This window comes from Streptomyces sp. PsTaAH-124, from assembly GCF_000373685.1.
GTDB classification, from domain to species: domain Bacteria; phylum Actinomycetota; class Actinomycetes; order Streptomycetales; family Streptomycetaceae; genus Streptomyces; species Streptomyces andamanensis.
Genome location: NZ_KB892166.1, coordinates 179,292 through 193,172, shown reverse-complemented (window position 1 = coordinate 193,172; position 13,881 = coordinate 179,292). Strand labels below are relative to the sequence as shown.

The window sequence follows — 13,881 nt, the reverse complement described above, 5'->3', positions numbered from 1 at the left end:
CGTCGCTCAATGCTCAACAGGCCGGATAGTGTGAGCGATCCGGTGCTACCGGCCACGAGGTCATCCTGGGGTCGCGCACTGTGTGAACCAGACCTGAGCGCCTCAGGGGGAAGGCGCCGCGTGGCCCCGACGGAGGGTTCGGACAACCGTGGACGCGCAAGGCCGTGGGCGGGCGGACAACATTGATCCCGCAGACCAGTGGGTGCTCAATCCGGCCACCGGTGAATACGAACTGCGACTGGACCCTTCCCCTCCGCAGTCGGCGGTGCCGGGGCAGCGCCGGGGCGCCGCCCCCGGGCCCGGGGGCGGCGCCTCCCGGCGGCGCGGCACTCCGTCCGACGCGGAGCAGGCGCACGAGACGGCCCCGGCGCCCACCGTGCCCGGCCCGCGCCGCCGCCGCGGCGCGCCCGACGAGGAGGAGCCGCCGCCCGGCCGGCGCAGCCGCCGCCCGGAGAAGAAGAAGCGGTCGCGGACCAAGAAGGTCCTGATGTGGACCGGCGGCACCATGGCGTTCGTCCTGGTCGGCGCCGGTACGGCGGGCTATCTGATCCTCAAGCACCTCGAAGGCAACGTCACCACCACCGACGTGGGCAGCGCGGCCAAGGACAGCTTCAGCAAGGACGAGGCCTTCAACATCCTCATCATCGGCACCGACAAGCGGACCGGTAAGGGCAACGAGGGCTACGGCGACAAGGGCAGCGTGGGCCACGCGGACACCAACATCCTGCTGCACGTCGCCAAGGACCGGACGAACGCCACCGCGCTGAGCATCCCCCGGGACCTGATCGTCGACGTCCCCGACTGCCCGACCAAGCAGCCCGACGGCAGCACCAAGGTCGTCCCGGGCTCGCACAAGGTCCGGTTCAACGAGAGCCTGGGCCAGGACGGACGCGACCCGGGCTGCGCGATGCGCACGGTCAAGGAGATCACGGGCATCTCCCCGGACCACTTCATGATGGCCGACTTCAACGCGGTGAAGACCCTGACCTCGGCGGTGGGCGGCGTCGAGGTGTGCCTCAAGCACGCCGTCAACGACAAGGACTCGCACCTGAACCTGCCCGCCGGTTCGTCCAAGATCGAGGGCGAGGAGGCGCTGGCCTTCGTCCGCACCCGGCACAGCTTCGGCAACCACGGCGACCTGGACCGGATCAAGGTGCAGCAGCAGTTCCTCAGTTCGCTGATGCGCAAGATGGCCTCCGGCGACACCCTCACCAACCCGGTCAAGCTGTACGACCTGGCGGACGCGGCCACCAAGTCGCTGACCGTCGACACCGGCATCGGCAAGGCGAGCACGCTCAAGGACGTCGCGCTGGAGCTGAAGAAGGTGCCGACGAAGAACATCACCTTCCTGACCGTGCCCGTGCTCGACAACCCCGACGACGGCCCGGTCCACAAGACGGTCATCCTCAACCAGGCCCAGGCTCCCCAGGTGTTCGACACCATCAACAGCGACGTCTCCTTCACCGAGGTGCAGAAGAAGAAGCAGCAGGCGAAGGACGCGCAGGCGGCCCGGCTCAAGGGCACCCGGTCGGCGGCCTCCGAGGTGCGGGTGCGCGTCCTCAACGGCGGGGCCAAGGACGGCGCGGCGCAGGAGACGCTCACCTGGCTCCAGAACCAGCAGGGCGTGCTCAAGTCGGAGAACGGCAGCAACGCGCCGGAGAAGCTCGCCAACACCACGCTGGAGTACGCGCCCGACCAGGCGGACCAGGCCCGTGAACTCGCCTCGCTCATGGGGCTGCCGGGCGCCGCGCTGAAGCCGGGCAAGAGCGTGACCAACTCCCAGGGCCTGCCCGCGATGACGCTGACCCTGGGCAAGGACTACAAGGGCGCGGGAGTGTCACTCACCGCGCCCAAGAAGGCACCCAAGGTGGAGGGGCAGCACACGGCTGACACGGTTCAGTGCGCCAGTTGAGCGCACCGTGTGACCTGACGGGCCTGTCGTACGTCTAACACGGCGTACGACAGGCCTGTTCGATGACTTGAGGGCGGGGAGGATGGGGAGTTGACGCAGAGCGGTCTGCGCGGGGAGGGGCCCGCGGTCGAGGACACGATGCCTCTGGCGCAGTACGAGAAGAACACGGGAGGCGGCGGCCACGGCCGGCGCGGCGGGGGCGGCCGGGGCACCGGCGGCAGACCGCCCAAACGCCGGGTGCTGCGCTGGTCGGCCACGGTGCTCGCGGTGGTCATACTCGGGACGGCCGGCGCCGGTTATCTCTACTACGAGCATCTGAACGGCAACATCCAGAAGGGCGAGCGCAGCAGCGGTGACTCCAAGGCGGCCAAGTCGAAGGCGAACGCCGACGGCCAGACGCCCCTGAACATCCTGCTGATCGGCTCCGACAGCCGCGACTCCGACGCCAACATCGCGCTCGGCGGCGGCCGGGACAACCGCGGCAACCCGCCGCTCGGCGACGTACAGATGCTGATCCACCTGGCCGCGGACCGCAAGAGCGCCTCCGTGGTGAGCATCCCGCGCGACACCCGCGTGGACATCCCCAAGTGCACGGACCCGAAGTCCGGCAGGACGTACCCGGCGACCAACACCATCATCAACGAGTCCCTGGCCCGCGGCGGCGCCGGCTGCACCCTCGCCACCTGGCAGAACCTCACCGGTGTGTACATCGACCACTGGATGACCATCGACTTCGCGGGCGTGGTGCGGATGGCGGACGCCATCGGCGGCGTCGACGTCTGCGTGAACCAGAACGTGTGGGACCGCTCGACGGCCCTCGCGCACGGCGGCTCCGGCCTGAAGCTGACGGCCGGCACCCACAAGGTCAAGGGCGAGCAGGCCCTCCAGTGGCTGCGGACCCGGCACGCCTGGGGCAGCGACCTGCTGCGGGCCAGGGCCCAGCACATGTACCTGAACTCGATGATCCGCACGCTCAAGGACCAGAGCATCTTCACCGACACGGGCCGGCTGATGGACCTGGCGGAGGCGGCCACCAAGTCGCTGCACGTCTCCGAGGAGATCGGCACCGGCAAGAAGCTCTACGACCTGGGCATGCAGCTCAAGGCGGTCCCGACGAACCGCATCACCATGACGACGATGCCGAACGTCCAGGACCCGCAGAACCGCGACCACGTCGTGCCGGACGGCAACAACGCGCAGAAGATGTGGAAGCTGCTGCGCGACGACGTCTCCTTCGACGCCAACGGCAAGCCCACCGACGCGAAGCAGGGCGCGGACGGCGCCAAGAAGACGACGCGGCCCAGCTCGCCGCCCGCGCACGCGGACGGCCAGATCGGTGTCACGGTGCAGAACGGCACCCGCACCGCCGAGCTGGCCCCGGTCGGCCACCGGGCCACCGCCATCAGCGACGAGCTGGTGCAGAAAGGCTTCACCAGGGCGACGCCGGACGGCTCGACCACCCCGGCCGTGTCCGACACGGTCGTGCGCTACCCGAGCGCCGAACTGAAGGGCGACGCCGAGCGGGTCGCCACCGCGCTGGGCATCCCGGTCGGTTCGGTGGAGCGGTCGACCGACGTCTCCGGCGTCACGCTCGTCGTCGGCGCGGACTGGCGCGAGGGCAGCACGTACCCGAAGCAGAAGGCACCCAAGGCCGGGGACATCCCGGAGAACTCCGACGCCATCAACGGCGCGGACACCAAGCAGTGCATGGACGTGTACCAGCCCTACCGCTGGTAGCGGCGCGCTCATCCGGAAGGGCCCCTCCCGCCGTGCGGTGAGGGGCCCTTCGGGTGTCCGGGCGGGTGGGCCGGTCAGGCGGAGGAGGTGACGACCGCCGGGCGCCGGGAGGCGATGACCCGCTTGGCCAGGGAGCGGGGGCTGGTGAGGAAGCCCCAGCCCCAGGACATGTGCATGGTGGCCAGGGCCACCGGGATGCGCAGCCGGGCGCGCAGCGGCAGGCCCTTGCCCGCGGGCAGCGAACCGGCGGCGATGGCCGCGAGATAGCCGCCCGGGACCACCAGGGCCCAGGGGGTCACGGCGGCGCCCACCACGATCCCGGCCGCGATGGCGCACACGGCGGTCGGCGGGGCGAGGTAGCGCAGGTTGATGGAGCCCTCGTGGTAGCGGGCGACGACGTGCCGCCAACGACCGTAGTCCTTGTACTGCTTGGCGAGCGCCTTCACGGTCGGCCGGGGGCGGTAGGAGACCCGCAGCTCGGGCGAGAACCAGATCAGGCCGCCCGCCTCGCGGATGCGGAAGTTCAGCTCCCAGTCCTGGGCGCGGATGAACTCCTCGTTGTAGCCGCCCTGTTGCTCCAGCGCCTCGCGGCGGAAGACGCCCAGGTAGACCGTCTCGGCGGGGGCGGCCTGGCCGCCGGTGTGGAAGGCCGCGTTGCCGACGCCGATCTTCGAGGTCATCGCGGCGGCGACCGCGTGCTCCCACGCGTTCTCGCCCTCGGCGTGCATGATGCCGCCCACGTTCTGCGCGCCGGTCTCCTCCAGGAGCCGTACCGCCGTGGCGATGTAGTTCGGCGAGAGCATGCCGTGGCCGTCGACGCGGACGACGATCGGATGGCGGGAGGCCTTGATCGCGGCGTTGAGGGCGGCGGGGGTACGGCCGGTGGGGTTCGGGACCGTGTGCACGCGGGGGTCGTCGCGGACGAGCTGGGCGGCGATCTCGTCCGTGCGGTCCGTGGACGGACCCAGGGCGATCACGACCTCCATCTCGCCGTCGTACTCCTGCGCGAGGATCGCTTCGACGGCCCCGCGCAGATGCCGCTCCTCGTTGAGGACGGGCATGATCACAGAAACGGCGGGGAACCGCACGTCGGAGTTGGCGTTCATCGGTGCTCACGTTACCGCGAACGGGGGACACCGGTGCGCGCCGCGGGGGCCGCTGCACCGGTCAGCAGATCGTATGGGCCTACGGTGCTCACGGTGTCCACCCACGCCATCCGCGGAGGTGCCCCCCATGTCCACCACGTCGCCCCGGCCGCCCAGGCCGCCCGCGCCACCGCGACGCGGGCCGCGGCAGGCCGCCGCACCCGTACGGGCGGCCCGCATGCCGTACGCGCCGCCGCCGCGCCGCAGACCGCGCTGGGCCATGCGGGCGGCGACCACGCTCTCCGTGGTGGTGCTCGCCTCCGCCGGGATCGGGCACGCGGTGGTCTCCAGCCTGGACGCCGACATCACCCGGATCGATCCCTTCCGGGACATGAAGAACCGGCCGCCGACGGGCCACGGCATGAACGTGCTGCTGGTCGGCACCGACGGCCGGGACCGGATCAGCGAGCAGGAGCGGCAGCACTACCGGCTGGGCGGCCAGCCCTGCCACTGCACCGACACCATGATGATCGTGCATCTGTCCCAGGACCGGGAGCGGGCCAGCGTCGTCAGTCTGCCCCGCGACTCCTACGTCGACCTGCCCGCCCACCTCGACCGCAACACCGGCAGACAGCACCCGCCGCACCCGGTCAAGCTGAACGCGGCCTACGCCGAGGGCGGTCCGGCCCTGACCGTGAGCACGGTCGAGAGCATGACCCGGCTGAAGATCGACCACTATCTGGAGGTCGACTTCACCGCCTTCATGCGGACCGTGGACGTCCTCGGCGGCGTCCAGATCTGCACGGCCGTCCCGATGAAGGACACCTACACCGGGCTGGACCTGGCCGCCGGCGTGCACACCCTCACCGGCGGGCAGGCCCTCCAGTACGTCCGCTCCCGGCATGTCGACGGGGCCAGCGACTTCGGGCGGATGAAGCGGCAGCAGCTCTTCCTGGCCGCCCTGATCGAGCGGGCGACCTCCTCGCGGGTGCTGCTGAACCCCATGAGGTTCCGGGACGTCACCCGGGCCGTGCTCGGCTCGGTCCGCGCCGACCAGGGCTTCCACACCGACGAGCTGCTCGACCTCGGCCGGGCGATGCGGAACTTCTCGCCCTCGTCCTCGGAGTTCACCACCGTGCCGGTCGCCCAGGCGTCCTTCCCCGTCAAGGGGCTCGGCTCGACCGTGAAGTGGGACCCGGCGCAGGCGGACCGGCTGTTCCGCACCCTGCGCGACGACCGGCCGCTGGCCGCGCGCAAGCCGGCCCGCAGGCCCGATGCGGCCACGGCCGTGGAGATCCCGCCGCAGCGGATCCGGGTCCAGGTGGAGAACGGCACCGACACGGCGGGACTGGCCCGCCGGGTGGACACCGCGCTGGCCGCCGCCGGGTTCGCCACCACCAAGGCACCCGTGGACGCCAGACAGCGCGGGGTGACGCGGACGCTCGTGTTCTACGACCCCCGCTGGGACCGCTCGGCCCGGTCGCTGGCCGCCGCGCTGCTCGGCAGCGAGCTGCGGGCCGTGCCGGGACAGGGCGCCACGCTGCGGGTCGTCGCCGGGAGCGGCTTCCGGCAGGTGCGCCAGGTGCGGGTGCGGACGGTGGCGCAGGACAGCACCGAGGTGGTGCGCGGCGACCAGGTGGCGTGCGACTGAGATCACACCCGGCGCGGGCGGCCGGGGCGCGGACTCAGTCCTCGTACCCCTGCGCGGCCCGCTGCTCGCGCAGCTCCATGATGGCGCGGCGGCGGGCCAGGCGGTGGGTGCGCCGGATCTGCGCCTCCTGGTAGCGGCGCTTGTCCCGCTCGGTCTCGGGGAGCACCGGCGGCACCGAGCGGGGCTTGCCGTCGGCGTCCACGGCGGCGAAGACCAGATAGGCGGAGCCGACCTGGGTGGCCGGGGCGGACTCGTTCCAGCGCTCGGCGAGCACCCGGACGCCGACCTCCATGGAGGTCCGGCCGGTCCAGTTGACCTGGGCTTTCACATGGACGAGGTCACCGACGCGGACCGGTTCGAGGAACGCCATCTCGTCCATGGAGGCGGTGACGGCGGGCCCGCCGCTGTGCCGTCCGGCCACCGCGCCCGCGGCGTCGTCGACCAGCTTCATGATCACCCCGCCGTGCACCGTACCCAGCAGGTTGGTGTCGCTGTGGGTCATGATGTGGCTGAGGGTGGTCCGGGACGCCGAGGTCGGCTTGCCCGGTATCTCCGGATGTCCGGATTCCGCGGCGGGGGCCTGATCTGTCATGGGCCCCACCTTATGCCGCACCTTGTGCCGCGCCGGGATCCGGCGAATTTGTGTCAGCTTGGCAACAGCCCTGACCTTATTTTCCGACGGCCCTTGTGGGGCACACCCCGGGGCCCGGCACACTGGGCCACATGAATGATTGGCCCGAGGGGTTCTCCGGCGGCGACGACCGCGGATCCCGGTACGGACGCGGCAGCGCCGGAGCGCAGCCGGAGGGCGCGCGCGTGATGCGCCAGGTGCGGCGCGGCGGCCCCGCGGGCCCGCCCGGACAGCGCGGCCCCGGCCCCGCGGCGCCGCCCTACGGCGTGCCGCAGCAGCCGTCGTACGTCGATGGCGGTCAGGGTCCGGCCTACGACGACGGCCAGGGCTACGACAGCGGCTACAACACCGGACAGGTCTACGGCTCGCCGGGCGGGCCCGGCGGCCCGGCCGGTCCGGGCGACGGCCGCACCCGCGGTCCGCGGCCCGCGCCGAACTGGCGGCGCCGCATCAAGTGGACCGCGATCACCCTGGTCACGCTGGTGGTGGTCACATCGGTGTCCACGTACTTCTGGGCCGACTCCAAGCTCCACCGCGACGTCGACCTGTCCAAGGTCATCGACCGGCCGGAGGGCGGCAAGGGCACCAATTACCTGATCGTCGGCTCGGACAGCCGCGACGGGCTGTCCGACGCGGACAAGAAGAAGCTGCACACCGGCTCCGCCGAGGGCAAGCGCACCGACTCGATGATGATCCTGCACGTCGGGGACAACGGCGACACGCTGATCTCCCTGCCGCGCGACTCCAACGTCGAGATCCCGACCTTCAAGGGCTCGGACTCCGGCAAGATGTACCCGGCCTCGGGCGCCACCAAGCTGAACGCGGCCTACGCCAAGGACGGCCCGACGCTGCTGGTGCGCACCATCGAGTACAACACCGGCCTGCGCATCGACCACTACGTGGAGATAGGCTTCGCCGGCTTCGCGAACATCGTGGACTCGGTCGGCGGGGTCGAGATGACCATCGACAAGCCGTTCAAGGACAAGTGGTCCGGCGCCGACTTCCAGGCGGGCAAGCAGAAGCTGGACGGGCAGCAGGCGCTGGCCTTCGTCCGCACCCGGCACGCCTTCGCCGCCTCCGACCTCCAGCGCACCAAGAACCAGCAGAAGTTCCTGTCCGCGCTGGCCCACGAGGTCGCCACCCCGACGACGGTCCTCAACCCGTTCACGTTCTACCCGACGATGAGCGCCGGTCTCGACTCCCTCATCGTCGACAAGGACATGAGCCTGTGGGACCTGGCGTCCATGTTCTGGGCGATGAAGGGTGTCAGCGGCGGCGACGGCACCTCCATGAACATGCCGATCTCCGGCTCCGTCGGCGGCAACCTCGTCTGGGACAAGGCGAAGGTCAAGACGCTGGTGGAGCAGCTGAAGAACGACGAGAAGGTGACCGCCACCGGCGACTGACCGGACGGCACCCGGCAGCGGGACCCCGCGGCACCGGGCCGCGGGGTCCCGCTGTTCCCGTCGGACGGATCACATCCGGGTGCTCATGGCGCGACACGTCTCCGCGCAGCGGCGACACGCCTCGGCGCAGCGCATCATCATCTGGTCGTCCGGCATGGTCATGCACGCCTCGGCGCACATGTCGCAGGCCTTGGCGCACATCGCGCACATCTCGCCCGCCATGGGCGAGCGGCGCATCATCATGTCCGCGCACATCCGGGTCGTCTCGGAGCAGTCCATCAGCGCGCGCATGACCTGCATCTGCGCCTGGCCGCCCTGCTGCATGCAGGAGCTCATGGCCTCCTCGCAGGCGGTGTGGCAGCTCATGCAGGCGTTGACGCAGTCCTGCATCTCCTTGCTCATGGCGGTCATCGCGCCGGGCTGGGTGTGGGTCATGGCTCCTCCTGGAGACCGAAGGGGCCCCGGGGCGGGCCCCGTGCCCTTCCGTCGTACGCCCGGCCGCCGCCGTCCGCCATCCGGCGCAGTCGCGGGCGCGCTACGCCCGTCCGGATGACGGCCGGGGCCGGGCGGCGGGCCGTTCCCTCACGGCTTGCCACAGGGCTTGCTCAGGGCTTGCGGCCCACGCCCGCGAAGTGGGTGACCTCGGCGACCTCCCCGTCCCCGGCCCCGGGCCGCCAGCGGGAGCAGGAGACGATGCCGGGCTCCAGCAGCTCGACGCCCTCGAAGAGCCGCTCCAGGTCGGCCCGGCCGCGCAGGGTCATGGGGGCCGAGCCCTGGCCGTTCCAGTACTCCACCGCCCGGGTCATCGCCTCGCCGTCCACCTCGGTGGTGGGGTGCGAGACGACCAGGTGGCTGCCGGAGGGCAGGGCCGCCAGCAGCCGCCGCACGACGGAGACGGCCTCGTCGGTGTCCAGGACGAAGTTCAGGATGCCGAGCATGGTGACGGCGACCGGCCGGCCGAGGTCCAGGGTCGCGGCGGCCTTGCGCAGGATGGCCTCCGGGTCGTGCACGTCCGCGTCGACGTAGTCGGTGGCGCCCTCGCGGGTGCTGGTGAGCAGGGCGCTCGCGTGGGCGAGGACGAGCGGGTCGTTGTCGACGTAGACGATCCGGGCCTCGGGGGCGGCCCGCTGGGCGACCTCGTGGGTGTTGTCGGCGGTCGGCAGCCCGGTGCCGATGTCCAGGAACTGCCGGATGCCCACGTCTTCGGCGAGGTGGCGCACCGCGCGGGCCAGGAAGCGCCGGTCCGCGACCGCCGAGCGGGGCAGCTGGGGCACGAACGAGAGGATCCGCTCGCCGACCTCCTGGTCCACCGGGTAGTTGTCCCGGCCGCCCAGCCAGTAGTTCCAGATCCGAGCCGAGTGCGACACGTCGCTCCGCAGCCGGGCCGTGCGCGCGACTGTCTCGTCGTGCGTCGCGGAAAGGTCGGACATGGTGCCGGGCCCCCTTCGGGCAAAACGGTTCGGCCGGGCCCAACGTAGTGCCAAGTCGCCCCCGGGACAGGCCCCTTGGCCAACTTCCGTCCCGCGCAAAGCCGTCGCCCCCCGTCCAGGCGGACGAGGGGCGACGGCGTCGGTGCGCGTACGGGCGGTTACGGCAGGTTACGAGCCATCACGATCCGCTGGACCTGGTTCGTGCCCTCATAAATCTGCGTGATCTTGGCGTCGCGCATCATGCGCTCCACCGGGTAGTCACGGGTGTAGCCGTAGCCGCCGAGGAGCTGGACGGCGTCGGTGGTGACCTCCATGGCGATGTCGGAGGCGAAGCACTTGGCGGCGGCGCCCTGGTAGGTCAGGTCGGCGTCGACCCGCTCGGAGGCGGCGGCGGCCTGGTAGGTCAGGGCGCGGGCCGCGGAGACCTTCATGGCCATGTCGGCGAGCATGAACTGGATGCCCTGGAAGTCGGCGATCGGCTTGCCGAACTGCTTGCGCTCCTTGACATAGCCCTTGGCGTAGTCGAGGGCGCCCTGGGCGATGCCGAGGGCCTGGGCGGCGATGGTGATGCGGGTGTGGTCGAGGGTCTTCATCGCGGTGGCGAAGCCGGTGCCCTCGGCGCCGATCATGCGGTCGGCGGGGATCCGCACGTTGTCGAGGTAGACCTCGCGGGTCGGGGAGCCCTTGATGCCGAGCTTCTTCTCCGGTGCGCCGAAGGAGACGCCCTCGTCGGACTTCTCGACGACGAAGGCGGAGATGCCCTTGGAGCGCTTCTCCGGGTCGGTCACGGCCATCACCGTGTAGAAGTCGGAGACGCCCGCGTTGGTGATCCAGCGCTTGACGCCGTTGAGCACGTAGTGGTCGCCGTCGCGGACCGCCTTCGTCCTCATGCCGGCCGCGTCCGAGCCCGCGTCCGGCTCGGAGAGGCAGTACGAGAACATCGCGTCGCCCTTGGCGAGCGGGCCCAGGTACTTCTTCTTCAGCTCCTCGGAGCCGGAGAGGATCACCGGGAGCGAGCCCAGCTTGTTCACGGCGGGGATCAGGGAGGAGGACGCGCAGACGCGGGCCACCTCCTCGATCACGATGACGGTGGCGAGGGCGTCCGCGCCCGCGCCGCCGTAGCTCTCCGGGACGTGCACGGCGTGCAGGTCGTTCGCGACCAGGGCGTCGAGGGCCTCCTGCGGGAAGCGGGCCTCCTCGTCCACCGCGGCGGCGTACGGCGTGATCTTCGCCTCGGCCAGCGAGCGGACGGCGTCGCGGAGCATGTCGTGCTCCTCGGACGGGCGGTACAGGTCGAAGTCAGCCGATCCGGCCAAGGTCTCTCACGCTCCAAAGACGACCAGTGATGAACAGGTGATGACGAGCGGCGATGCTAATTACCGTTAAGTAACTCGAATTTTAGGGGCCTGCTCACGTGAGCGGTACGTGAGCTTGGCGACAACGGGTGGCTGTGGGGACATTGCCCCGCGCGGGCCGCTCGCACGCCCCCGATATGCTCGGGCAGCGCTTCCCCGTCGTCCCTCCTGGAGCATCCATGAGCCTGAAGATCACCGTGATCGGCACCGGCTATCTCGGCGCCACCCACGCCGCGGCCATGGCCGAGATGGGCTTCGAGGTGCTGGGTCTGGACGTGGTCCCCGAGAAGATCGAGATGCTGCGCCGGGGCGAGGTCCCCCTGTACGAGCCCGGTCTGGGGGACCTGCTGCGCCGCCATGTGGCCGGTATCGAGGGTTCCACCGGACGGCTGCGCTTCACCCAGGACTGGGCCGAGGCGGGGGCGTTCGGCGATGTCCACTTCATCTGCGTGAACACCCCGCAGAAGCACGGCGAGTACGCCTGCGACATGTCCTACGTCGACTCCGCGGTCGGCTCGCTCGCCCCCCATCTGGCCGGGCCCGCGCTCGTCGTCGGCAAGTCCACGGTGCCGGTGGGCTCGGCCGACCGGCTGGCCCGTACGCTCGCCGCGCTCGCGCCCGCGGGCGAGGACGCCGAGCTGGCCTGGAACCCCGAGTTCCTGCGGGAGGGCTTCGCCGTCCGGGACACCCTGCACCCGGACCGGATCGTGGTGGGCGTGCGCAGCGAGCGGGCCGAGAAGCTGCTGCGCGAGGTGTACGCCACGCCGATAGCCGAGGGCTCCCCCTTCGTGGTCACCGACTTCCCCACCGCCGAGCTGGTGAAGACCTCCGCGAACTCCTTCCTGGCCACCAAGATCTCCTTCATCAACGCCATGGCCGAGGTGTGCGAGGCCGCCGACGGCGATGTCGCCAAGCTCGCCGAGGCCATCGGGTACGACGACCGGATCGGCCGGAAGTTCCTGCGCGCCGGGATCGGCTTCGGCGGCGGCTGCCTGCCCAAGGACATCCGCGCCTTCATGGCGCGCGCCGGTGAGCTGGGCGCCGACCAGGCGCTGACCTTCCTGCGCGAGATCGACTCGATCAACATGCGCCAGCGCGGGCGGATGGTCGAGCTGACCCGGCAGGCGCTGGGCGGCGGGCCGTTCCTCGGCAAGCGGATCGCGGTGCTGGGCGCCACCTTCAAGCCCGACTCGGACGACGTACGGGACTCCCCCGCGCTCAACGTCGCCGGCCAGATCCACCTCCAGGGCGGCCAGGTGACCGTCTACGACCCCAAGGGCATGGACAACGCGCGCCGTCTCTTCCCGACGCTCGGCTACGCCGGCTCGGCGCTGGAGGCGGTGCGCGGCGCCGACGCCGTGCTGCACCTGACCGAGTGGCAGGAGTTCCGCGAGCTGGACCCGGCCGAGCTGGGCGAGGCCGCCGCCGTCCGGCTCGTCCTGGACGGCCGCAACGCGCTCGACGCGGAGCTGTGGCGGCGGGCGGGGTGGACGTACCGGGCGATGGGCCGCCCGACGGCCTGAACCGCGGCCCACGGCGCTCTCGGAAGCGCGCCCGGGGGCACAGGCGCGCGCGGGCGGCGCCGGTTCGGCCGAGGCTCAGTCGGCCGAACCGGCGCCTTCCGGCATTCTCGCACCACCGGACGGATGGTCAGGCTTCCCTGGCGCGGTACCGGCGCATCTTCGCGCGCGCCCCGCACACCTGCATCGAGCACCAGCGGCGGCGGCCGGCCGGGCTGCGGTCGTAGTACGCCCAGTGGCAGGTGCCGGCCTCGCACGCCTTCAGCCGGGTCCAGGTGCCCGCGACCAGCGCCTCGGCCACGGCGGCGGCGACCCGGGAGAGCAGCGGTCCGTCGTCGGCGGGCGTCAGGGCGGCGGCGCCGTCCCGTGCGTCGACGGCGACCACCAGCGGGGCCCGCGCCAGCAGCTCGCCGAGCGGGGTCACCCGGCCGTGCGGGGCGTGGCCGGCGTGCGCGAGCAGGGCGGCGCGCAGCGACTCGCGCAGCTCGCGTGCCCGGGGCAGGTCCGCCTCGGCGATCCCGAAGCGCTCCAGGTTCTCCGCCGTGCCGAGCGAGTCCGCTGTCGTCTCGATGTCCAGGGTGTTGACCAGGGACTCGATCAGCGCCAGGCCGCCGGGCGCGGACGATCTGTCACTCATGCCAGTGACGGTACCGCGTAAAGAGGTTGCGCCGTTACCGGAGATCGGCAAGCATGCAGTAACGGTTACTGGTTACCCGCTCTTACGGGTAACCGCCACCTTCACCAGGAGGAAGTCATGGCTCTCGCCAAGCTGGGTGTCGTCGTACTGGACTGCCCCGATCCGCGCGCGCTCGCCGGTTTCTACGCCGGGGTGCTCGGCGGGACCGTCGAGGGCGAGGGCGAATGGGTGGACCTGAAGGTGCCGGGCGGGGTGGCGCTCGCCTTCCAGCGGGCGCCCGGCTGGGTCCCGCCGAAGTGGCCCGCGGCGGACGCCTCGCAGCAGTTCCATCTGGACCTGGAGGTCGAGGATCTGGACATGGCCGAACAGGGCGTCCTGGCCCTGGGCGCGAAGCCGCTGGCCCACCCGGACGGCAGGGGCTTCCGGGTCTACGCCGACCCGGCCGGCCACCCGTTCTGTCTCTGCGCCTGCTGAGGCCGGGGGCGGCGGGCGGGGGCACCTGGGACCCGGGTGTTCC

12 protein-coding genes are annotated in these 13,881 nt (G+C 71.4%); 6 read left to right on the top strand and 6 right to left on the bottom strand.

Annotated features, from left to right (window positions below; translation table 11 throughout):
• Window positions 1-148 precede the first annotated feature (148 nt).
• Window positions 149-1,912, top strand: coding sequence for an LCP family protein (locus B086_RS0113715; RefSeq protein WP_026252396.1), 1,764 nt, complete (start codon window positions 149-151; stop codon window positions 1,910-1,912).
• Window positions 1,913-2,002: 90 nt separating this feature from the next.
• The gene (locus tag B086_RS0113710; RefSeq protein ID WP_018566986.1) at window positions 2,003-3,649 is read left to right on the top strand and encodes an LCP family protein; all 1,647 of its coding nucleotides are present in this window, start codon (window positions 2,003-2,005) and stop codon (window positions 3,647-3,649) included.
• Window positions 3,650-3,723: 74 nt separating this feature from the next.
• On the opposite strand, the gene B086_RS0113705 is transcribed toward B086_RS0113710, so the two are convergent.
• Complete coding sequence (locus tag B086_RS0113705; protein WP_018566985.1) at window positions 3,724-4,755, bottom strand: glycosyltransferase family 2 protein; 1,032 nt, start codon at window positions 4,753-4,755, stop codon at window positions 3,724-3,726.
• A 127-nt stretch (window positions 4,756-4,882) separates the two neighbouring features.
• Here B086_RS0113705 and B086_RS0113700 point away from each other — a divergent pair, with 127 nt between their 5' ends.
• Window positions 4,883-6,385, top strand: coding sequence for an LCP family protein (locus B086_RS0113700; protein ID WP_026252395.1), 1,503 nt, complete (start codon window positions 4,883-4,885; stop codon window positions 6,383-6,385).
• A gap of 34 nt (window positions 6,386-6,419) precedes the next feature.
• Here B086_RS0113700 and B086_RS0113695 read toward each other — a convergent pair whose 3' ends face one another.
• Entirely contained in the window at window positions 6,420-6,977 is a 558-nt protein-coding gene (locus B086_RS0113695; RefSeq protein WP_018566983.1) for an acyl-CoA thioesterase, read from the bottom strand.
• A 131-nt stretch (window positions 6,978-7,108) separates the two neighbouring features.
• Here B086_RS0113695 and B086_RS0113690 point away from each other — a divergent pair, with 131 nt between their 5' ends.
• Window positions 7,109-8,422, top strand: a complete 1,314-nt coding sequence (locus B086_RS0113690; RefSeq protein ID WP_199790750.1) for an LCP family protein — start codon at window positions 7,109-7,111, stop codon at window positions 8,420-8,422.
• Window positions 8,423-8,491: 69 nt separating this feature from the next.
• Here the strand turns inward: B086_RS0113690 and B086_RS0113685 are convergent, their stop codons facing one another.
• The 3 genes from B086_RS0113685 to B086_RS0113675 all read right to left on the bottom strand — a co-directional run bounded on the left by B086_RS0113685 (window position 8,492) and on the right by B086_RS0113675 (window position 11,168).
• A complete protein-coding gene (locus B086_RS0113685) occupies window positions 8,492-8,857 on the bottom strand; it encodes a four-helix bundle copper-binding protein (protein WP_018566981.1) in 366 nt (121 codons plus the stop codon).
• Between the two features lie 170 nt (window positions 8,858-9,027).
• Entirely contained in the window at window positions 9,028-9,852 is an 825-nt protein-coding gene (locus B086_RS0113680; RefSeq protein WP_018566980.1) for an SAM-dependent methyltransferase, read from the bottom strand.
• 158 nt (window positions 9,853-10,010) lie between these two features.
• The gene (locus B086_RS0113675) at window positions 10,011-11,168 is read right to left on the bottom strand and encodes an acyl-CoA dehydrogenase family protein (RefSeq protein WP_018566979.1); all 1,158 of its coding nucleotides are present in this window, start codon (window positions 11,166-11,168) and stop codon (window positions 10,011-10,013) included.
• A gap of 218 nt (window positions 11,169-11,386) precedes the next feature.
• Between B086_RS0113675 and B086_RS0113670 the strand changes: the two genes are divergently transcribed.
• On the top strand, window positions 11,387-12,730 hold the full coding sequence (locus tag B086_RS0113670) for a UDP-glucose dehydrogenase family protein (RefSeq protein WP_018566978.1): 1,344 nt from the start codon (window positions 11,387-11,389) through the stop codon (window positions 12,728-12,730).
• Window positions 12,731-12,857: 127 nt separating this feature from the next.
• Here B086_RS0113670 and B086_RS0113665 read toward each other — a convergent pair whose 3' ends face one another.
• The gene (locus B086_RS0113665; RefSeq protein ID WP_018566977.1) at window positions 12,858-13,364 is read right to left on the bottom strand and encodes a CGNR zinc finger domain-containing protein; all 507 of its coding nucleotides are present in this window, start codon (window positions 13,362-13,364) and stop codon (window positions 12,858-12,860) included.
• Between the two features lie 117 nt (window positions 13,365-13,481).
• Here B086_RS0113665 and B086_RS0113660 point away from each other — a divergent pair, with 117 nt between their 5' ends.
• Window positions 13,482-13,838 (top strand): VOC family protein, encoded by a 357-nt coding sequence (locus B086_RS0113660; RefSeq protein ID WP_018566976.1) that lies wholly within the window; start codon window positions 13,482-13,484, stop codon window positions 13,836-13,838.
• Window positions 13,839-13,881 lie beyond the last annotated feature (43 nt).

Excerpts from the sequence above, each read along its gene's own strand:
- B086_RS0113705 (WP_018566985.1), bottom strand. The coding sequence starts at position 4,755 with ATGAACGCCAACTCCGACGTGCGGTTCCCCGCCGTTTCTGTGATCATG.
- B086_RS0113700 (WP_026252395.1), top strand. The coding sequence starts at position 4,883 with ATGTCCACCACGTCGCCCCGGCCGCCCAGGCCGCCCGCGCCACCGCGA.
- B086_RS0113695 (WP_018566983.1), bottom strand. The coding sequence starts at position 6,977 with ATGACAGATCAGGCCCCCGCCGCGGAATCCGGACATCCGGAGATACCG.
- B086_RS0113690 (WP_199790750.1), top strand. The coding sequence starts at position 7,109 with ATGAATGATTGGCCCGAGGGGTTCTCCGGCGGCGACGACCGCGGATCC.
- B086_RS0113685 (WP_018566981.1), bottom strand. The coding sequence starts at position 8,857 with ATGACCCACACCCAGCCCGGCGCGATGACCGCCATGAGCAAGGAGATG.
- B086_RS0113680 (WP_018566980.1), bottom strand. The coding sequence starts at position 9,852 with ATGTCCGACCTTTCCGCGACGCACGACGAGACAGTCGCGCGCACGGCC.
- B086_RS0113670 (WP_018566978.1), top strand. The coding sequence starts at position 11,387 with ATGAGCCTGAAGATCACCGTGATCGGCACCGGCTATCTCGGCGCCACC.
- B086_RS0113665 (WP_018566977.1), bottom strand. The coding sequence starts at position 13,364 with ATGAGTGACAGATCGTCCGCGCCCGGCGGCCTGGCGCTGATCGAGTCC.
- B086_RS0113660 (WP_018566976.1), top strand. The coding sequence starts at position 13,482 with ATGGCTCTCGCCAAGCTGGGTGTCGTCGTACTGGACTGCCCCGATCCG.